The following is a 19,422-nucleotide window of genomic DNA, read 5'->3' as shown; positions in this document are numbered from 1 at the left end:
GTCTATCTCCTTCTTTATGTGCGATAGCTCGCGTTAATTTTCACATAATCATAGGTAAGATCACAGCCCCATGCTGCAGCCTCACCATTCCCCTCACTCATTTGAATGAAAATCGTAATCTCATCCTGCTCTAGATATGCTTTTGCTTCCTCTTCTGAGAATCGCTGCGGTTCATTGTGTTTGAATAAACATTGTCCGCCTAAATAGACTTCTACCTCTTCCGGTGTGACGGAAGCTGCGCTATGACCAATGGCTCCAACGATTCGTCCCCAGTTGGCATCTGTACCATATACGGCGGTTTTAACAAGACTTGAACCAACGATTTTTTTTGCAATGATGCCGGCTTCCAAGTTATTTTTAGCACCAGCAACTTTTGCTTCAATTAATTTGGTTGCGCCTTCTCCATCTCTCGCAATCTCTTTGGCTAAATCCTCGCAAGCTAGTTTTAATCCTTCTTTAAACAATGGCCACTCTGGATGCTCTTCATTGAGTACATCGTTTTGTGCCATTCCATTTGCCATCACAAGCACCATATCGTTTGTCGAAGTTTCTCCATCGACGGTAATTTGATTAAAGGTCACATCCGTAATGTCACGAAGCGCTTGCTGTAAGGCTTCCTGTTCGACATGTGCATCTGTTGTGACAAAGCCAAGCATTGTCGCCATGTTCGGGTGAATCATGCCAGAGCCTTTCGCTGCGCCTGAAATGATGATCTCTTTTCCGTCTATCGTAAGGGTGTATGCTGTATTTTTAATGACAGTATCTGTCGTTAAGATCGCTTCTTCAAAATGGCCTTTTTCGGCTTTTGCTTCTTTTAACTCGACGATGCCCTTTTTGATTTTATCCATCTCAAGACATTCCCCAATGACACCTGTAGAAGAAACAGCAATATAATCAGGTGCTACACCTAACATATCTGCACAGGCTGCCTGCATGTCGTATGCGTCTTTTAATCCCTGCTCACCAGTACATGCATTGGCGATGGCACTATTGACAATGACACCTTTTAATTGTCCTGTCTTTTTTAAGCTTTGTTGTGTGACTTTGAGAGGCGCAGCTTGAAAGTGACTTTGTGTGTAGACCGCTGCACTTACTGCTGGTACTTCGCTGACGATGAGGCCAAGGTCTTTTTTTGAATAGCGCAAGCCAATGTGAATCCCCTTTGCTTCAAAGCCTTTTGGTGATGATACGTCACCGTCTATTTTGACAATGCTTTTTTCATTCAATTCGATCATGTTTGTTGTCTCCCCTGTTCTCTTATGGATAAAGAGGTGTCATTGTGAGGCCCGCCTCTTCATGTAAGCCTTTGATGATGTTGAAGTTTTGAACCGCTTGACCGGCCGCACCTTTCATGAGATTGTCTATGACCGACACGATTGTCAGTCTCCCTGTTCGCTCATCTAAATGAAAGCCAATATCACAGAAGTTACTGCCGTATACTTCTTTCGTTTGTGGATAAACGCCGTGATCTCTCACTCTGACAAAATAGGAATCTTCATAAAAGTCTTTCATTCGCTTCATCAATTCTTCTTTTGTGACATCTGTTTTTAATTGTGTATACATCGTCGCCATAATCCCTCTTGTCATCGGGACAAGGTGCGTAGAAAATGTGACGTTCGCCGTCTGTGGATTCCATTCTCTTAATATTTGCTCTATTTCTGGCGTATGCTGATGCTCATTCACCTTATAAATTTTAAAGTTATCGTTTAGTTCTGAAAAATGCGTGCCAAGTGAGGCAGATCGTCCGGCACCGGACACCCCTGTTTTTGCATCTATTATAATCATGGATTCATCGATGACATTCTGTTTGATGAGCGGTGCTAAACCGAGAAGAACTGCGGTAGGAAAGCAGCCCGGGTTGGCAATCACTTCAGCCTGTTGAATTTTGTCACGATTCAGTTCGGATAAACCGTACACCGCTTGTTGAACAGATGCTGTATCCGCTGCCCTTCGTTTATACCATGCTTCATAGGTTGCTCCATCTTGAATGCGCAAATCACCTGATAAATCAATGATCGGCACTCCTTGATTCATAAGCTTTGGCGTCAGTTCACTTGATACGCCTGCTGGTGTCGCTAAAAACACAGCATCTGTCTCTCGCACAATGGCAGCCGGGTCAATGGCTTTTAATGTTTGGTCAGTAATCGTTGTCAGATGCGGATAAGATTGACTGTATGATTGCCCATCACCACTTGATGAATACAATATACATTCCTCCACATGCGGGTGATGCTTGAAGATACGAACCAATTCCGCACCACCGTACCCTGTAGCACCTATAATACCTATTTTCAACGTCAATACACCCTCTTGATCTTTGTGAAATTATTTAACATTATAACATGTATAAAAATTAATTCAATTGTATATTTAATATTTGTTTTCATTTTTTTTCAACAAAAAAACCGCATATCTTCATGAGACATGCGGATTTATCTTTCGTTTTTGATATAGAGGACCATGAGTGCACTGCATAAATATAATATGGAGCTTGCATAAAAAATGAAGTAAACGGTAAAGAAATCAGCAAACAGGCCGCCAAGCATAATGGCAATGGATGAAAATAGGGCTGTACAAAAATGATAGTGACCGACTTCTTTCATTCGTTTGTTCTCTGTTGTGAGATCAGTAACAAGCAATTTCTCCCCGTGTTTTTGAAAGCCGCCAAGTGCACCAAGTGCAAGCTGGATTATATACACTTGCCCCACTTCTGTTATATGCGGAAAAAGCAGTAAAAGAAACGCCATACCAAACGAATGAATGATTAAAAAGATCCTCCTGTCGGTGGTTTCTGGTAGTTTCCCTAATAGTAAATGAATAAACGCACCGCTTAAACCAAACAGACCATAGGCGAGTCCAAACTGTGAATAGCTTGATCCAACATTTTTAATAAAAAGAATGTAAAAAGGAAATATCAAACTGCTGGCGAAAAACAGCAGACTTTGTGAGTAGACAAACCATTTCATTGCTTTTGCATTCATTGTGTATTGTACCTCTCATAAAAGTAGTTGGTAAACGTACCATCTGGATCTGCTTGTTTTTTCTTTTGGAAAAATACATCAGTTTTAGGGTAAGCCCTCTTCATTTGCGCCTTCGTTTGATAAGGCATGTACGGTAAGTAATAGCTTCCATCGTGCCGCAGCGTGATATCTGTCATTTTTCGAATGATCCGCTCTGCTTCCGCTTTCTCTCCTTTTTCAAACCCGTAATTCACTAAAAGCACGAGGGCAAACATATCTTGTTTCGCATATGAGAGATCCGCTTTTTCATTTTTTTGAACATAGCGTATTGTGATATTCATTAGATTCAAATCTTCCTGTTGTAAAAAGGCTCTCATGTCATCGATGTACGCACGAAAACGGTCAACTGGGACGAAATATTCCTGCAGCACATCCGTGTCTGACTCATTTTCATATTCTAAAAAGGCTGAATCAGACCGCATCACATTGTTTCTTGTGATCAGCTGATCATTTTGACTTAGGAAATACTTCTTTTGCAAATTCCAGAGCAGATCTTTCCCCATATCAAATCTTCTTGAAAGGCCGAGCATAAATTTTAATGGCATGACGAGTTGATCTTCCTTAAGCTCTTGATATGATTCGATTTCTTGATCTGAAGTGAGAGAATAATTCGTCACATACATCTCTTTCAAAAAGTTTGTTTTTGCTGTGGAGATTCTGGCAAGATGCATGCGTACTTCTTTATTGTGGTTGACATGCTTTTGAAAATATTCCGTATACTCATCGTAACCCAGAGAGGTTGTCTCCATTTTATATAGTTCATCTTTTGTTAAAGATAGCTCAGCATCTAAAATGACACCGAACAACCCGTATCCCCCAATGACAGCAGTAAATAAATCATCGCCTGGTTTCACCGTGATAATCTCTCCGTCTGCTTTTAACAGCCTAAAGGAACGTACTGTATCAATGAGTGACCCGTAGCGAATGTCACGTCCATGTGCGTTTGCACTTAAAGATCCGCCAATTGTAAAGATATTTTGCGATTGCATTACCTTCACAGCAAGACCGTATGGATTCACATATTTTTGTATATCATCCCATGTAGCGCCGCTTTGAACCCGAATCGTTTTCTTCTTTGGATCAAACGCTAAAATCTGGCGGTATTCCGTCATATCGAGCACGATGCCGTTTTCATAATATGTGTGGCCGCCCATGCTATGCTGTTTACCGGCAATAGAAATCGGCAGGTGTTTTGCTTTTGCTTCTTTTAATACTTCTTTTAACGTGTCTATTTCTTTTCCTTGAACAACTTTTTTGATTTTGACAGGCATGAGATGACTGACATCTGTAAAAGCCTCAAGGTCCTGTTTTTTGTGTGCCTTGCCTTCTCGTATGGTGATTGATGCACAAAATGCAGCAGCATATACGATCAAAAGAACGATCCATAGCCATTTTCGTTTCATGATAGGTACTCCGTTCTATAAAATTACATCCATTATATCAAGCTACACTCTTCCTCCATCTTAATTTTTCATAAAAAAACCTGGCATGAGTTCAACTCATACCAGGCATTTTTCATTTTGCTTATTGAATACCGAGCGCAATTTTTGCGTATCTTGACATTTTGTCTCGTGTCCAAGGCGGATTCCATACGATGTGAACTTCTGTTTCTTTTACTTCTGGAAGATCACTTAATGCTTTTTTGACTTCATCCACGATAATTGGTGCAAGAGGACAACCCATTGATGTTAAGGTCATGGTGATATCCGCTTTTCCATTCTCATCAAGATCGACATCATAGACAAGTCCAAGGTTGACGATGTCGACATTCAGCTCAGGGTCAATCACCTGTTCTAGGGCGCCTAAAATATTTTCTTTCAATGCTTCATCCATGATATCCACTCCTTTTTCCATTAGTATAACGTACTTTTTCTTCTGACTAAACGTTTGTGCTTTTCAGATGTGTCACAAACCAATCAATCGTTTCAAACATCGCTTGTCTTGAGACTTTATGGCCTGCTTGTCCATCAGTAATAAAGCGAATCAGATGCGGATCCTGCTTATATTGTGTGGCCGCTAACTCATCATATAGGGATTTTGCGTGCCGGTAAGGGACGACAGGATCATTTTCTGCATGCCAGAATAAGAGCGGTCTTTTGTTTAATCGATCCGTTTGCAGCGTTAAATCATATGGGCGCAAGGCGTCTAATTGCAGATGAACCTCTTCGTCTGTAATGTCTTTCATTAACCCTTTGTGACGCATGTCCATGATTTGTGCTTTTAGAAACGTCGTATAGTTTGGACTTCCCATCAAGCTGACAGCGGCTTTGATCCAATCATGTTTGGCAAGTGCACCAAAGGTGGTGATGCCGCCCATGGATGTACCCGCAACGCCTATCAGATCGGCTTCAATCAATTGTTTTTCTTGAAAGTATGTTTTAAGTATATCGATTTCACGAATTTCGTTCAGCACAATTTCCCAGAACTTTGATGCCAGTTCCTCTAAGCTGAGGTTTTCTGACCTTACACCATGATAAGCACAGTCAGGCAAAATGACTCTCATGCCTTTTTCCGCCAAATGGAAGGCGAAGTGTAAATTATGCTCGCGTGCACTTGTAAATCCATGAATAAAAAATACAAGCGGCAGCGGTTTGTCTTTATTTTCAGCTTTTACGATATGTAAAAATGGAATATCGCGCGTAATTTGCTCATCAATGGTGATCACAGCCTATGAATCCTCCTTTATCATTCCCGTCTTTGTTTATTTTAACATGTAGACAACAAAGATGTGATAAAGATACACTATAGAAAGAGGCGCTAACATGAAATTGCCTCCTATCACTTACAGATCAAAGGAGATTTTATGGAGACTAAACCTTATCTAATCGCACTTGACCTGGATGGCACATTATTAAAAGATGATAAAACCATTTCTGCGCACACACTTGACGTCATTCAAAAAGTGAGAGACAGCGGTCATCACGTCTGTATATCAACAGGCCGGCCATTTCGATCCAGCTCTCCTTATTATCAGCAATTACAGCTTGATTCACCCATTGTGAATTTTAACGGAGCGTTTGTCCATCATCCTCTTGATGAAAAATGGGGCAGATTTCATACGTCACTTGATCTTCAAGTGGTCAAACAGCTTGTAGACATTAGTGAAGAGTATAAAGTGCACAATGTGTTGGCTGAAGTGTTAGACGATTTGTATTTCCATTATCATGATGAAAAACTCATTGATATCTTTAATATGAATGCAAACAAAGTCACCGTTGGAGACCTTAGGGACAACCTTGGAGAGAATGTGACGAGCGTGTTAATTCATGCAAAAGAAGAGGACGTCGGAGCCATTCGAAGCTATTTATCAGATGTTCATGCAGAAGTGATTGATCACAGGCGCTGGGCTGCCCCGTGGCACGTGATTGAAATCATTAAAACAGGCATGAACAAAGCCGTTGGACTGCAAAAGATCAGTGATTATTACGGTGTTCCTAAGGAGAGGATTGTGGCATTTGGAGATGAAGACAATGATTTAGAAATGCTTGAATTTGCTGGTTGCGGTGTAGCAATGGGCAACGGAATTGATGCCGTGAAACGTGTCTCAAATGAAGTCACTGATACAAATGAACAAGACGGAATTGCAAAGTTTCTAACGAATTACTTCTCGCTTTAATTTTTCCATTCATACATAGCAGATGGAAGCGGGCATACTACCGTTAGACAGGTTGTCCTGTCAGCTTGTGTAAAGGGGCGGATTCCGAATGGGTAAAAGAAGCAAATCGAAACGCTTTATACAACAAGGTAAAGATTCAGTCAGTCTTCATGACGCACGTTTTCCTTATCGTTCGACACTTGAAGAAGCGTCAGACAGAGGGAATATGAAGACTGATGCTTCTGGAGGTTCATTGTGAGAAACGAACTTTTTGATCAAGCCAAATCGTTTACTGAAGAAGCTCTTACTTCTTCATTTTCATCTGGGTTAGAGCGTCAGCAGGCAGTGAAACGGGCGAAAAACGCCGTATCGTCTGCATTTGCCAATTCGACAGATGCAGAAAGAAACCAGCTGCATACCTTCCAAGACTTGCTCGATGATCTCTAACATAAAAAAGCTGTCCACAATAGATGGACAGCTTTTTCTGATTCCTGCACTTATTTGACTTGGAATGTTTTCTTCTCCGTGATTTGTTTCAGCCCTTCTGCTTTTCCTTTAAACGTTACGACTGCTTCGTATGTTCCGGGCTTTACACCGTTTGACCATGTATCTTGAAAATCATAGGCCTCGCCTTTTTTCAGCACAAAAGTTTGGATGGCCTGTGTGAACATACGGTCTTTCGAATAGCGGTATTGTTCATTCCCGTTTTCGTCATACACACTAAGCTCGAATTTTTGGCTTGTGTTAAAGGTAAATTCAAAATCTCGATCTGATTCATTTTTCAGTGACATGTTAAATTGAACTGAAGAACCTTTCTGGACGGGGTCTACTGTGAGCTCAACCGTTTTTTCTCCCATTTGACCGGATACCTCCTTGTCTGGTTCATCCTTTTTTTGTTGTCCACAAGCGGCTAAAAACAATAGAATGAGAAGAAGCACCAACCCTTTTTTCATCTGCTACCCACCTTTTAATCTCGTCTGAAAAATCCAAGAATATTGGTTGTCTGCACAATATTTGTAAAGGCTTTTGGATCGACTTCTTTAATAATTTGTTCAAGTTCATATAGCTCATACCTTGTAATGACGATCACCATCATTTCCTTTTGTTCGTTGGTGAATGCGCCTTTTGCAGGTACAGTCGTAATGCCTCTGACCATTTTTCCATAAATGGCTTCTTTGATTTCATCTGCTTTCTTCGTGACAATCATCGCGGTCAGCTTCTCATGTCTTGTATGGATGGCATCAATGACCCTTGTGGTCACATATAATGTGACAAGGGTATATAATGCTTTCTCCCAACCTTGTAATAATCCTGCTGTAAAAATGATGATTCCATTTAAAATGAAGAAATACGTGCCAACTGGTTTATCCTTCCATTTCGCTAAAACCATAGCAACAATGTCAAGTCCGCCTGTCGAAGCCCCGTATTTGAGCGTGATTCCAATCCCTACTGCGGATATGACACCGCCAAACACAGCATTTAATAAAATATCGTGGGAAACACTCGTTTCTGGTAAAATGCCAAGGAAAATGGTCGTCAGTGCAACACTGATGATGCTGTACAAAGTAAAGGAACGGCCAACTTTCATCCAGCCTAAAATGCCGACTGGAATGTTCAAAATAAATAATAGAATCCCTGTTGATACATAAAATGGCGCATATTGATCGATTAAGCTGGATAACAGCTGGGCTACCCCTGTAAAACCGCTCGCATATACGTCAGCTGGGATTAAGAATAAATTCAGTCCAATCGCATTGAGTAATGCACCAATAACGACGACAATGAGTTTTTTTGCTTCTCCAATGAACATGTTGTCATTCCTCCACTTACCATTCTCTCTATGGTTTTCCCTAAAATTTAGAATTTGAACACGAAAAGATGATTTCTATGATATAGTTAGGCTAAAAAGATGTAAAATATGGCTTATTTTTTAGAAAGAAGGGATTTATATGACTGTTCATATCATAGCAGACAGTGCTGCTGATCTGCCTCTTTCTTATTATGATGAACATAACATAACGCTCATTCCGCTACGCGTGTTACTTGGCGAGCAGGAATTTGAGGATTTGATCACCATTGAACCAAAACAAGTATTTGATGCGATGAGACAAGGAGCCAGTCCAAAAACGTCACAGGCTTCACCAAACCGGATCAAGGAAACCTTTGTTTCCGCCGCTCAAACCCATACATCTGCCATCTATGTCGCTTTTTCATCAGAGCTTTCAGGTACATACCAGACAGCTGTGATGATGGCAAACGAAGTGAAGGAAGAATACCCTGATTTTGATTTACGAATCATTGATTCTAAATGCGCTTCACTCGGCTATGGGCTTGCTGTCAAACACGCTCAATCACTTGCCATTGACGGAAATACAATACAAGAAATTGAAACGTCTGTAAAGCATTTTTGTGAATCTTTACAACATATTTTTACTGTAGACGATTTATCGTATTTAGCAAGAGGCGGAAGAATCAGTAAAGCGTCCGCATTTGTTGGCGGTTTGTTAAGCATTAAGCCCATTTTACATGTCGAAGATGGAAAACTCATCCCGCTTGAAAAAATCCGCGGACGTAAAAAGCTGCTAAAACGCATTATTGAACTAATGAAAGAACGCGGAACGGATTGGTCGAACCAAACGGTTGGTATTAGTCATGGTGATGATGCTGCACTGGCGGAAGACATGAAACAGCTGATCGAAGCCGAATTTCATCCAAAGGAAATTGATATTCAGATCATCGGCGCCGCTGTTGGGTCCCATTCAGGACCTAGTACGCTTGCGATCTTTTTTACAGGCAAATGATCAGAAAAAGCACCCTTCCCTGACTCAACACGGGAAGGGTGCTTTTCTTATGAAAGTTTAAATCGCTGCACGGTTTCATTTAACCTCGCCGTCATACTCATCAATTCTTCGACCTGTTTGTTCATTTGATGGAACGATTGCAGCTGTTCATTGGCTGAGGCAGAAATTTCTTCGCTGCCAGCTGCTGTTTCTTCTACCACTGCACTAATATTTTCAATCGAGTGCAGCACTTGTCCGCCAAGTTCTGTTGATTGCATAATTTGGTCATTTAAGACCGCCATTTCTTGTTTAATATGCTGCGCTTTTGTTTCTATATCTTCAAAGGAGTGTGAGGTTTTGTCCATCGCATCCTGCTGCTGAAGTGAAAGCTTGACCCCTTCTTGGACCGTTTGACTAATGGATTGAATGCCTCTTTCAATATGACTGACCATGTCAAAGATTTGTCTTGTTGCATTAGACGATTCATCGGCAAGCTTGCGAATTTCATCCGCTACAACAGCAAAGCCTTTTCCAGCTTCGCCTGCTCTTGCCGCTTCAATGGCTGCGTTTAAGGAAAGCAGGTTTGTTTGGTCCGCAATGTCAGAAACCGTTTTGGCCATGGCCGAGATTCCGCTGGCGTATTGCGTGAATTCTCCGGCTGATTCTTCGATTTGTCTCGTCGCATGTGTATTTTTTTCAATCGCTTTTTTTGTTTCTGTTAACGTGTGCTTTCCGCTTTCTACGGCTTCGATGGCATCCTCTGTACTGCGGATGACCGTTTGTGAGCGTTCGGAATTTTTACGTCCATGCTGGTCCATTTTCTCAATCAAGCTGACGCCGTGCTGGAGATCTTCTGAAATCGCTTGTGATCCATTGGCCATTTCGTCTGTCGAAACAGATACTTGATTCGCAGACTCCATCATCTTTTTGTTTTCATCATTCAGGTGGATCGAGAATGTCTCTACTCGACTTGAGACATTGCTGATTTCTTTAATCAGACTAATCAGCTGCTCGGTCATTTGATTAAAGGATTCATTCAAGCCGCCGATTTCATCCTTACGCTGAATATCCATCCGCTCCACAGCAAGGTTGCCTTCTGCGATCTGCTTTGCTCTGTAGGATAATGATTTGATAGGTGTCACGATGGATCGTGTTAATCCAATATTCAAAAAGACAGCAATGACAATTAGTGTGAGGGCTGAGACGAGTGCACTTGTGATAATCCATTGGACATTGTCTGCTGCAGCCTCTAGATTTTGTTTATACGCTTCTTCTGCCCTTTTATTCATCGTATGCACATCGTTTAAAACGCCATCAATTCTTGCTGCCACACGTCTTGCATCCGATGCGTTTTTTTCACCAATGGCATTGTTTGCTTCCTTGGTCCACGTGTCATATTTTGAATTTAACCTAGTTAATGCCTCTTTGTTCATATTTCCTGCATGTTTGTTTAACGTTTGCAGCTGTTTCTTTGCTGTAGAAATATCGTTTTGAACGATCTCTAGCTGTTCATCTGAGAGTGTCATCGAATAATTGGTCATGGCTTGCTCGACACTTTCAAAGCCTGCCTTCGTTTTTTGTACATTTAATAGGGTTTGGACATCTGTCTCATTTGATGATTGGATTTTTGTCATGCTGACAATGATAAAGGCAATAACGCCAACTGCTAAAAGAAGTGAGATAAGTGAGTTGAGTAAAATTTTGACGCGTAAGCTCATGATGCGCCTCCCTCTTCTTTTAGAAGCGTCTGTTTCAGCCCATTTAATTTTTTAGTCAATGTCTCAGCATTTTTCAAAACCCGGATTTTTGCCATATCGATTCCATCATTGCTTAAGTCATAGACAACATGCCCGCTTTTCATTTGATTGTTCTTAACGAGCTGTTCGCTGAATTGATATACCACTTCATCGACTTTTTTCACCATAGACGAAATGACCGCTTTTTCAGCAGTATAGTACTGATCGCTGTCTACACCAATAGCATATTTACCCTGTGACTGTGCTTCTTTTAATACACCGACACCTGAGTAGCCGGCTGCGGCATATAGAACGTCTGCTTTCTTTTTGATCATGTCTTTGGCTATTTTACTCCCCTTGCCTGCATCACTAAACGTACCGGCATAGGTGGATAAGATCTTAATTTTCGGATTGACTGATTTAGCGCCTTTTTGAAATCCTTTTTCAAAACGATGGATGACATCTGCGTCAACACCGCCAACAAATCCAATGACATCGCTTTTCGTTGTCATTGCAGCAAGTGCTCCTGCTAAATAGCTGCCTTGCTCTTCTTTAAACGTCACAGAGGTCACATTTTTCAGCTCAGATACGGCATCAATAAGCAGGAACTGCTTCTTCGGATATTTCTTCGCGACTTTTTCTAGGTCTTCTTGCATACTGAAACCTACACCAATGATGAGATCATTTCCATCTTTCACGAGCTCTGTCAGCCCTTTTTCATATGTATCAGTTTCTGCAATTTCTCTATAATCAAATTCAATGCCAAGCTCATCACGTGCTTTTTCTAATCCTTTAAATGATGAATCGTTAAATGATTGATCACCAAGACCATCATCTGTGAGCATAACGCCAATATGCTTCGCAGTTGATTTTGGCGCCCCTTCCTGTTGATTACCGCATGCGGCGAGCATCATAAGCATGGCTGCCATCAGAAGTAATGATATTTTCACTTTCATCCAAAAACACACTCCTTTTATCATCCTTACTCCTTTTTTATCGGATTTGAGGGGCGTTGTTTCAATGATATAGTGAAGGTTTTTCATGACTTTTTTCATAGAAAAAATCCATTATTTAAGACAAAAATAAAAAAGTGAGCAAATGCTCACTTTTTCTCGTATGTCCAGCCTTCTTTTTGGTAAACTAGATCATTTTTCATGAGATGACCTAGTGCTCGTTTAAAGGCTGCCTTGCTCATTTGAAATCTTTCGCGGATATCCTCTGGATCACTTTTGTCTCCATAAGGCATGGCGCCATTTCTTGTTCTCATATAGGTTAAAATTTCTTCTGCATCGACAGATAATGCATCCTGTTTTCTAGGAAGCAGAGAAACGTTTACGGTTCCATCCTCTTTCACTGCAATGACGCGTCCTGTAACGGTCGATCCTAATCTTGGCTCTTCCTTTCGTTCCGTGCGGTGAATAAACCCTCGCACGCCTGTATCTGTCAGCATAAAGGAACCTGTCGCAATTAAACGATAAATGGTTCCAGTGATTTCTTTGTTCATTAAGGTTTCTGGTGCCTCAGTAAACAATTCACTGATCACGTCTTCTGTGGCTGGTTTTGCGAACATTCTGCCGTAGCTTGTGACTTTCAGCATACAGTAGAGTTTGTCTCCTTTTTTCGGCCATGCTTCCTCAAAAGGCGGGAGATGTTCTGTTGCAACAAGTGCATCCTTTGACAGCCCAACATCGACAAATGCGCCCATGTCTTCTACCACGTCCACGACTTCTACCCAGCCGTATGTATGTGCGTTAATTGTAGGTATTTTCATCGTGGCAGCGAGTCTTTCTTCATGATCTACATATAAGTAGACCTCTACTTCATCTCGGTCACCAATATCTTCTGTCATTTCACTGCGGTGTAAGAGGACCGAATCTTCACCGTCTGTCAAAAAGTAGCCGTATTCCATTTCATTCTCTATTTGCAAGGTCAGTTGCTCACCTGGTCTCATGTTCTCTTCCTTCCTATCTGCCCATAAAAGAGCGTTCGTTCATCTTTTGATTCACTCTATTCTACTATACTTCTCCCCGCATGAACATCTCTAGTTCTGTTAGCTAAAGTGGACAAATTGGACACGATTTATACGGTTGGCGGCTGTACTCTTTGATAAAGTTTTCTTCTTCTGCTATTTGCATGATAAAATAGACGCAATATCTAAACTTGGAGGTCATGTGTGATGGCAAAAGAAAGCTCATTTGACATTGTATCGAAGGTTGAACTGCCTGAAGTGCAAAACGCTGTTCAAGCAGCACTGAAAGAAATTAAAAACCGTTATGATTTTAAAGGAAGTAAAAGTGATATTTCTCTCGAAAAAGAAGAGCTCGTTCTCATCTCTGATGATGACTTCAAACTTGAGCAGCTAAAAGATGTGCTTGTGACAAAACTGATCAAACGAAATGTTCCAACTAAAAATATCGATTATGGAAAAACTGAGCATGCCCTAGGCGGTACAGTGCGCCAGCGTGCGAAGCTCATCAGCGGGATTGATCAAGACAACGCCAAAAAGATTAACGCGCTTATCAAGCAGTCTGGTATCAAAGTGAAATCACAATTTCAAGATGACCAAGTGCGTGTGACTGGGAAAAATAAAGATGATTTACAAGAGGTGATTTCTCTTATGCGCAAGGCTGATTTGCCGATTGATGTCCAATTTATAAATTTTCGATAAATTTCAAATTTTCCATTGATTATTTCTGCATTTTTCGTTACAGTTGATGGAAGTTCAATTCATTGACATGTTCATATTGCTTTCTTATCAAGAGAGGCAGAGGGACTGGCCCTGTGAAGCCTCAGCAACCGGTGTAGTAGAAATCTATTTTCTATGACCAAGGTGCTAAATCCAGCAAGCAACTGCTTGGAAGATAAGGAGAAGAATTACGATACAGCCAAAAAGTCTTCTTCTTATCAGAAGGCTTTTTTTGTTACATAGAAATAAGGAGGAATACAATGGGCCTATTACAAGACTTACAAAACCGCGTACTGATAGCTGACGGAGCGATGGGAACACTTTTATACTCTTACGGCATTGACCGCTGCTTTGAAGAATTAAATTTATCGAAAGAGGATGAAGTGAAACGCGTGCACGAAGCATATGTGCAGGCTGGCGCTGACATCATCCAAACGAACACATACGGCGCGAATTATATTAAACTATCCCGCTACGGCTTAGAGGAAGAAACGAAACGCATCAATACAAAAGCAGTACAAATCGCAAAAGCAGCCGCAGGCTCTGCTTATGTACTCGGAACAATTGGCGGCATTCGGACGTTTAACAAAAATGCCTACTCTATAGAAGAAATCAAACGAAGCTTTAGAGAGCAGCTGTACATCCTATTAAATGAAGAGCCTGACGGATTGTTGCTTGAAACGTATTATGATATAGAAGAAGCAAAGGCTGTTCTCCAAATTGCCCGCAAAGAAACGACTCTTCCGATTGTCATGAACGTCTCTATGCATGAACAAGGAGTCTTGCAGGATGGTACCCCGCTGAGTGATGGTTTATCTGAGTTATCAACTCTTGGTGCAGATGTCGTCGGCATCAACTGCAGGCTGGGCCCTTATCACATGATTCAGGCACTCGAAGGCGTTCCACTTTTGGAAAATTCACATTTATCTGTCTATCCCAACAGCAGTCTCCCCTCTCTTGAAGCAGGCAGACTCGTCTATGATACAGATAACGATTATTTCCGAAAAAGTGCACTTGAATTTAGAAATCAGGGCGCACGTATTATCGGAGGCTGCTGCGGAACAACGCCCCAGCATATTAGCGCAATGGCTGAAGCGGTCAAAGATTTAGCGCCGATCACTGAAAAAGAAGTAAAGGTGTTAAAAGAAGAAATCATTTCAATCCAAGATCAGCGCACTGAACCAGGTCTTGATGAGCTGGCTGTGAAAAAACGTTCGATTATCGTAGAGCTCGATCCGCCGAAGAAGCTGAACTTCGAAAGATTTCTCGTTGCTGCAAATCAATTAAAGAATGCTGGCATTGATGCGTTGACGTTAGCTGATAATTCTCTTGCGACTCCGCGCATTAGCAATGTCGCTTGCGGCGCATTATTAAAGCAGCAGCTTGATATGCGTTCTCTTGTTCATATCACATGCCGCGACCGTAATTTGATTGGGCTTCAATCTCATTTAATGGGGCTCGACACCCTTGGATTAACCGATATTTTAGCGATCACAGGCGATCCATCTAAAATTGGAGACTTCCCAGGTGCAACATCTGTATATGATTTAACCTCCTTTGATTTGATTCGTCTCATCAAACAATTTAACGAAGGCCTTTCTTTCTCAGGAAAGCCTCTTGGCAAAAAGACCAATTTTTCAGTGGCTGGCGCGTTTAATCCAAATGTGCGCCATATTGATAAAGCAGTCAAACGTCTTGAGAAAAAAATCGAATACGGTGCTGATTATTTTATTTCACAGCCTGTTTATTCTGAGGAACAGCTTGTGAAAATTCATGAGGAAAGCCGCCACTTGGATAAACAGATTTACATCGGCATTATGCCATTAACAAGCAGCCGAAATGCCGAGTTTATTCATCACGAAATTCCAGGCATCAAATTATCTGATTCTATTCGTGACATTATGGCCAAAGCTGGCGAGGATAAAGAAAAGCAGCGAGCAGAAGGCTTAGCGATTGCCCGCTCTTTATTAGATACAGCCTGCGAATTGTTTAATGGCATTTATTTAATTACTCCTTTCCTTCGATCAGATTTAACAGCAGAACTGACCACCTACATCCATCAGAAAGAAAAGGAGTCTAACATCCATGTCAACTATCACTGAACAGCTCAAAAAACGCATCCTCGTCTTTGATGGGGCAATGGGCACAATGATTCAAAACGCCAACCTGACAGCAGAGGACTTTGGCGGAGAAGAGTATGAGGGCTGTAACGAGTATTTGAATGTGACAGCCCCTCACATCATCTCTAAGATCCATAGGGAGTACCTCGAAGCAAATGCTGACCTCATTGAAACAAATACGTTCGGCGCGACAGAGCTCGTCCTTGATGAATATGGGCTTGGCCATCTTGCCTATGAACTCAATGTTCGAGCTGCGCAGCTGGCTAAGGCAGAAGCAGACCGTTTCTCCACACCGGAGCAGCCTCGTTTTGTTGTAGGCGCAATGGGCCCAACAACGAAAACATTATCTGTGACAGGCGGCACAACCTTCAGTGAGCTCGTCAGAAACTATGAAGAGCAGGCCCGCGCTCTGATTGACGGAAAGTGTGATGCCCTTCTTTTAGAAACAAGCCAAGATATGCTGAATGTAAAAGCTGGATTCAAAGGGATTCAAGAAGCCTTTCAGCAGACGGGCATTCAATTACCACTCATGGTATCAGGAACGATTGAACCGATGGGCACCACCCTTGCTGGTCAGGATATTGAAGCCTTTTATATCTCTCTTGAGCATATGAAACCCATCAGTGTGGGCCTTAACTGTGCGACTGGTCCAGAATTTATGACAGACCACATCCGCACGCTCTCCTCCATCGCAAAGTCAGCGGTGAGCTGCTATCCGAATGCTGGTCTCCCAGATGAAGAAGGCCAATATCATGAATCCCCTGCCTCTCTAGCTAAGAAAATCGCCGCCTTTGCTAAGGAAGGCTGGTTAAATATTGTCGGCGGCTGCTGCGGGACTACACCTGCGCATATTCAAGCATTGTCAGAGGAAGTACGCACGCTTCAGCCGCGTCATATCAATCGCGAATCACCGCAGCATACCGTATCAGGAATTGAGCCCCTTATTTATGAGGATTCGATGCGTCCTCTTTTTGTAGGTGAACGGACCAATGTCATTGGTTCTCGCAAATTTAAACGGCTCATTGCGGAACAAAAGTTTGAAGAAGCAGCAGAAATTGCTCGTGCTCAAGTGAAAAATGGCGCTCACGTCGTTGATGTGTGTCTCGCCGACCCAGACCGTGATGAGGCAGCAGACATGGAAGGCTTTTTACAAGAAGCCATGAAAAAGGTGAAAGCCCCTTTTGTCATTGATTCAACGGATAAACACGTGATTGAAAAGGCACTCACCTATTCTCAAGGGAAAGCCATCATCAATTCCATCAACCTTGAGGATGGCGAGGAACGCTTTGAAGAGATTCTTCCTCTTGTAAAGCTATATGGCGGTGCACTTGTTGTTGGCACGATTGATGAAATAGGAATGGCCGTGACAGCAGAACGAAAGCTTGAAATTGCTGTACGTTCTCACGATTTGCTAACGAGGAAGTATGGAATTCCCGCAAGTGACATCATTTTTGATCCGCTTGTCTTTCCTGTAGGCACTGGAGACGAGCAATATATTGGCGCCGCTGAAGAAACAATCAAAGGCATTAAAATGATCAAGGAAACCCTGCCTGAGTGCCTCACTATTTTAGGCATTAGCAACGTATCTTTCGGACTTCCGCCTGTTGGCAGAGAAATCTTAAATGCTGTCTATTTATATCATTGCGTGCAAGCAGGACTTGACTATGCCATTGTCAATACAGAAAAGCTTGAACGCTTCGCTTCCATTCCAAAGGAAGAAATCAAACTAGCTGAAACCTTGCTTTATGAAACAAATGATCAAACACTGGCTGAATTCACCCAATTTTACCGCGGTAAAAAGAAAACGGAGAAAAAACCAAAGGTCTCCTTATCACTTGATGAAAGGCTGGCGCTCTACGTCGTCGAGGGAACGAAAGAAGGTCTCATCGATGATCTATCCCTTGCTTTGGAGCATTATGAATCGCCGCTTCATATCATCAATGGCCCGTTAATGCAGGGAATGGCTGAAGTTGGTCGTCTTTTTAATCAAAACGAACTGATCGTAGCCGAGGTGCTTCAATCGGCAGAGGTTATGAAAGCATCTGTTTCGTTTCTTGAGCAATATATGGAAAAGCAGCATGCAAGCGGGAAAGGAAAGATTCTTCTTGCGACCGTAAAAGGAGATGTCCATGATATCGGGAAAAACCTTGTCGACATCATTTTGAGCAATAATGGCTTTCAAGTGGTCGACCTCGGTATCAAGGTGACACCTCAAACATTGATTGAAGCTGTGCAAAAGGAAAAACCAGATATGATTGGATTATCAGGCTTACTTGTAAAGTCCGCACAGCAAATGGTACTAACCGCTCAGGATTTACAAAAAGCAAACATTTCTGTTCCTATTTTGGTCGGCGGTGCTGCCCTTTCTCGTAAATTTACAAAAATGAAAATTTCGCCTCATTATGATGGGCCTGTTCTTTATGCAAAAGATGCTATGGACGGACTGTCATTAGCCAATGAGTTAAAAGCAAATCCACTGCAATTTCAAACAAAGCCGCCAGAAGAGCCAGCGGCACCTTTCAAGGAAAAAGAAGGAAAGCAGCCGAAAGCTGTCATTGAACTACTAGAAAAACGCGCAGCCCTCCCGCAAGCACCGGTATTTACGCCAGAAAATACCGCACGCCATTATGTGAGGGACATCGATTTGCATCATATTATGCCATATGTGAATGAACAAATGCTCATTGGTCATCATCTCGGTTTAAAGGGAAAGGTCAAAACCTTATTAGCTGAACAGCACCCAAAAGCATTGGAATTAAAACAGCTTGTCACAGATCTTCTAAACGAAGGCAGAGAGAAAAACTGGTTTGCGCCAGCATTTGTGTATCAATTCTTCCCTGCCAGTTCAGACGGAAATGATTTGCATATTTATGATCCCGAAGAACCTGACCGCATCATTGAAACGTTCCAATTTCCAAGGCAGGAGAAGCTCCCGTACCGCTCTATTTCTGATTATGTACGGAAAAGTGATGAAAACGAGAAAGATTATATTGCCTTATTCGCCGTCACAGCCGGCGCGCGTATACGTGAAGTCGCGCAGCAATTTAAGCAGGAAGGAGATTATTTAAAAATGCATGCTGTCCAAGCTCTGGCACTTGAGCTTGCAGAAGGATTGGCTGAAAGAACCCACCAAGTGATTCGTGACAAATGGGGATTCCCTGACCCAGTCGATTTTACAATGGAAAAACGATTCCAAGCGAAATATCAAGGGCAGCGCTATTCCTTTGGTTATCCAGCGTGTCCAAATCTTGAGGACCAAGAAAAGCTGTTCAAGCTGCTTCAGCCTGAAAAAATCGGCATCCATCTGACAGAAGGATTCATGATGGAACCTGAAGCATCTGTTTCTGCGATCGTCGTTTCCCACCCTGAAGCTCGATATTTTAATGTTCATTAAGACTAGAACCTCCGTCATTGGGAGTTCTTATTTGATACACGCTGAGAGGAAAAGGATCTTCCTTTTCCTTTTTCTTATGCCTTCATATGGT

At 42.0% G+C, this 19,422-nt stretch carries 18 protein-coding genes and 1 riboswitch; of the genes, 7 read left to right on the top strand and 11 right to left on the bottom strand.

Translation table 11 applies throughout. From position 1 onward, the window contains the following. Nucleotides 1–14: 14 nt before the first annotated feature. The 6 genes from argJ to NSS76_RS05570 all read right to left on the bottom strand — a co-directional run bounded on the left by argJ (nt 15) and on the right by NSS76_RS05570 (nt 5,685). A complete protein-coding gene (gene argJ / locus NSS76_RS05595; protein WP_341081211.1) occupies nt 15–1,235 on the bottom strand; it encodes a bifunctional ornithine acetyltransferase/N-acetylglutamate synthase in 1,221 nt (406 codons plus the stop codon). A 22-nt stretch (nt 1,236–1,257) separates the two neighbouring features. After that, nucleotides 1,258–2,295: an N-acetyl-gamma-glutamyl-phosphate reductase gene (argC, locus tag NSS76_RS05590; protein WP_025093394.1), complete on the bottom strand. Its 1,038-nt coding sequence runs from the start codon at nt 2,293–2,295 to the stop codon at nt 1,258–1,260. Between the two features lie 137 nt (nt 2,296–2,432). Further along, the gene (locus NSS76_RS05585) at nt 2,433–2,981 is read right to left on the bottom strand and encodes an MFS transporter (protein WP_056766139.1); all 549 of its coding nucleotides are present in this window, start codon (nt 2,979–2,981) and stop codon (nt 2,433–2,435) included. Next, nucleotides 2,978–4,423 carry an FAD-binding oxidoreductase gene (locus NSS76_RS05580; RefSeq protein WP_073204683.1) on the bottom strand — a complete coding sequence of 482 codons (1,446 nt, stop codon included), beginning with the start codon at nt 4,421–4,423 and terminating at the stop codon, nt 2,978–2,980. The genes NSS76_RS05585 and NSS76_RS05580 overlap by 4 nt, the downstream gene beginning before the upstream one ends. A gap of 121 nt (nt 4,424–4,544) precedes the next feature. Further along, nucleotides 4,545–4,853, bottom strand: a complete 309-nt coding sequence (locus tag NSS76_RS05575) for a metal-sulfur cluster assembly factor (RefSeq protein WP_024425066.1) — start codon at nt 4,851–4,853, stop codon at nt 4,545–4,547. Nucleotides 4,854–4,899: 46 nt separating this feature from the next. Then, the gene (locus NSS76_RS05570; RefSeq protein ID WP_024425067.1) at nt 4,900–5,685 is read right to left on the bottom strand and encodes an alpha/beta fold hydrolase; all 786 of its coding nucleotides are present in this window, start codon (nt 5,683–5,685) and stop codon (nt 4,900–4,902) included. Nucleotides 5,686–5,823: 138 nt separating this feature from the next. Between NSS76_RS05570 and NSS76_RS05565 the strand changes: the two genes are divergently transcribed. The 3 genes from NSS76_RS05565 (at nt 5,824) to NSS76_RS05555 (ending at nt 7,062) form a co-directional block, all read left to right on the top strand. Beyond that, nucleotides 5,824–6,636, top strand: a complete 813-nt coding sequence (locus tag NSS76_RS05565) for a Cof-type HAD-IIB family hydrolase (protein ID WP_024425068.1) — start codon at nt 5,824–5,826, stop codon at nt 6,634–6,636. An 88-nt stretch (nt 6,637–6,724) separates the two neighbouring features. Further along, nucleotides 6,725–6,874: a hypothetical protein gene (locus NSS76_RS05560; protein ID WP_024425069.1), complete on the top strand. Its 150-nt coding sequence runs from the start codon at nt 6,725–6,727 to the stop codon at nt 6,872–6,874. Continuing rightward, nucleotides 6,871–7,062 carry a DUF3813 domain-containing protein gene (locus NSS76_RS05555; RefSeq protein ID WP_024425070.1) on the top strand — a complete coding sequence of 64 codons (192 nt, stop codon included), beginning with the start codon at nt 6,871–6,873 and terminating at the stop codon, nt 7,060–7,062. The genes NSS76_RS05560 and NSS76_RS05555 overlap by 4 nt, the downstream gene beginning before the upstream one ends. A 50-nt stretch (nt 7,063–7,112) precedes the next feature. On the opposite strand, the gene NSS76_RS05550 is transcribed toward NSS76_RS05555, so the two are convergent. After that, nucleotides 7,113–7,568 carry a BsuPI-related putative proteinase inhibitor gene (locus NSS76_RS05550; RefSeq protein ID WP_024425071.1) on the bottom strand — a complete coding sequence of 152 codons (456 nt, stop codon included), beginning with the start codon at nt 7,566–7,568 and terminating at the stop codon, nt 7,113–7,115. Between the two features lie 14 nt (nt 7,569–7,582). Further along, nucleotides 7,583–8,425 carry a YitT family protein gene (locus NSS76_RS05545; RefSeq protein WP_024425072.1) on the bottom strand — a complete coding sequence of 281 codons (843 nt, stop codon included), beginning with the start codon at nt 8,423–8,425 and terminating at the stop codon, nt 7,583–7,585. A gap of 139 nt (nt 8,426–8,564) precedes the next feature. On the opposite strand from NSS76_RS05545, the gene NSS76_RS05540 reads away from it, so the two are divergent. Continuing rightward, complete coding sequence (locus NSS76_RS05540) at nt 8,565–9,416, top strand: DegV family protein (RefSeq protein ID WP_341081204.1); 852 nt, start codon at nt 8,565–8,567, stop codon at nt 9,414–9,416. A gap of 47 nt (nt 9,417–9,463) precedes the next feature. Here NSS76_RS05540 and NSS76_RS05535 read toward each other — a convergent pair whose 3' ends face one another. From NSS76_RS05535 to NSS76_RS05525, 3 genes are all read right to left on the bottom strand, one after another. Beyond that, nucleotides 9,464–11,113, bottom strand: coding sequence for a methyl-accepting chemotaxis protein (locus NSS76_RS05535; protein ID WP_024425074.1), 1,650 nt, complete (start codon nt 11,111–11,113; stop codon nt 9,464–9,466). Continuing rightward, nucleotides 11,110–12,087: a BMP family lipoprotein gene (locus NSS76_RS05530; protein WP_332284613.1), complete on the bottom strand. Its 978-nt coding sequence runs from the start codon at nt 12,085–12,087 to the stop codon at nt 11,110–11,112. Before NSS76_RS05530 ends, NSS76_RS05535 begins: the two co-directional genes overlap by 4 nt. Before the next feature lie 146 nt (nt 12,088–12,233). Beyond that, a complete protein-coding gene (locus NSS76_RS05525) occupies nt 12,234–13,082 on the bottom strand; it encodes a CvfB family protein (protein ID WP_025093387.1) in 849 nt (282 codons plus the stop codon). Nucleotides 13,083–13,307: 225 nt separating this feature from the next. On the opposite strand from NSS76_RS05525, the gene NSS76_RS05520 reads away from it, so the two are divergent. The 3 genes from NSS76_RS05520 (at nt 13,308) to metH (ending at nt 19,331) form a co-directional block, all read left to right on the top strand. Continuing rightward, nucleotides 13,308–13,799 carry a YajQ family cyclic di-GMP-binding protein gene (locus tag NSS76_RS05520; RefSeq protein WP_012009527.1) on the top strand — a complete coding sequence of 164 codons (492 nt, stop codon included), beginning with the start codon at nt 13,308–13,310 and terminating at the stop codon, nt 13,797–13,799. Between the two features lie 81 nt (nt 13,800–13,880). After that, a riboswitch (SAM riboswitch) is annotated at nt 13,881–13,999 on the top strand. A gap of 78 nt (nt 14,000–14,077) precedes the next feature. Further along, on the top strand, nt 14,078–15,919 hold the full coding sequence (locus NSS76_RS05515) for a bifunctional homocysteine S-methyltransferase/methylenetetrahydrofolate reductase (protein ID WP_341081198.1): 1,842 nt from the start codon (nt 14,078–14,080) through the stop codon (nt 15,917–15,919). Further along, complete coding sequence (metH, locus tag NSS76_RS05510; protein ID WP_341081195.1) at nt 15,903–19,331, top strand: methionine synthase; 3,429 nt, start codon at nt 15,903–15,905, stop codon at nt 19,329–19,331. The genes NSS76_RS05515 and metH overlap by 17 nt, the downstream gene beginning before the upstream one ends. The last annotated feature ends 91 nt before the right edge of the window (nt 19,332–19,422 follow it).

This window comes from Bacillus sp. FSL R5-0654, from assembly GCF_038008745.1.
In the GTDB taxonomy this organism is placed as follows: domain Bacteria; phylum Bacillota; class Bacilli; order Bacillales; family Bacillaceae; genus Bacillus; species Bacillus safensis.
Note: the sequence above shows the minus strand (reverse complement) of the source record. Positions and strands in the feature narration are given on the sequence as shown.

Coding starts and splice junctions, on each gene's coding strand:
- argJ (WP_341081211.1), bottom strand. CDS start 1,235: ATGATCGAATTGAATGAAAAAAGCATTGTCAAAATAGACGGTGACGTA.
- NSS76_RS05585 (WP_056766139.1), bottom strand. CDS start 2,981: ATGAATGCAAAAGCAATGAAATGGTTTGTCTACTCACAAAGTCTGCTG.
- NSS76_RS05580 (WP_073204683.1), bottom strand. CDS start 4,423: ATGAAACGAAAATGGCTATGGATCGTTCTTTTGATCGTATATGCTGCT.
- NSS76_RS05575 (WP_024425066.1), bottom strand. CDS start 4,853: ATGGATGAAGCATTGAAAGAAAATATTTTAGGCGCCCTAGAACAGGTG.
- NSS76_RS05565 (WP_024425068.1), top strand. CDS start 5,824: ATGGAGACTAAACCTTATCTAATCGCACTTGACCTGGATGGCACATTA.
- NSS76_RS05560 (WP_024425069.1), top strand. CDS start 6,725: ATGGGTAAAAGAAGCAAATCGAAACGCTTTATACAACAAGGTAAAGAT.
- NSS76_RS05550 (WP_024425071.1), bottom strand. CDS start 7,568: ATGAAAAAAGGGTTGGTGCTTCTTCTCATTCTATTGTTTTTAGCCGCT.
- NSS76_RS05545 (WP_024425072.1), bottom strand. CDS start 8,425: ATGTTCATTGGAGAAGCAAAAAAACTCATTGTCGTCGTTATTGGTGCA.
- NSS76_RS05540 (WP_341081204.1), top strand. CDS start 8,565: ATGACTGTTCATATCATAGCAGACAGTGCTGCTGATCTGCCTCTTTCT.
- NSS76_RS05535 (WP_024425074.1), bottom strand. CDS start 11,113: ATGAGCTTACGCGTCAAAATTTTACTCAACTCACTTATCTCACTTCTT.
- NSS76_RS05530 (WP_332284613.1), bottom strand. CDS start 12,087: ATGAAAGTGAAAATATCATTACTTCTGATGGCAGCCATGCTTATGATG.
- NSS76_RS05525 (WP_025093387.1), bottom strand. CDS start 13,082: ATGAGACCAGGTGAGCAACTGACCTTGCAAATAGAGAATGAAATGGAA.
- NSS76_RS05520 (WP_012009527.1), top strand. CDS start 13,308: ATGGCAAAAGAAAGCTCATTTGACATTGTATCGAAGGTTGAACTGCCT.
- NSS76_RS05515 (WP_341081198.1), top strand. CDS start 14,078: ATGGGCCTATTACAAGACTTACAAAACCGCGTACTGATAGCTGACGGA.
- metH (WP_341081195.1), top strand. CDS start 15,903: ATGTCAACTATCACTGAACAGCTCAAAAAACGCATCCTCGTCTTTGAT.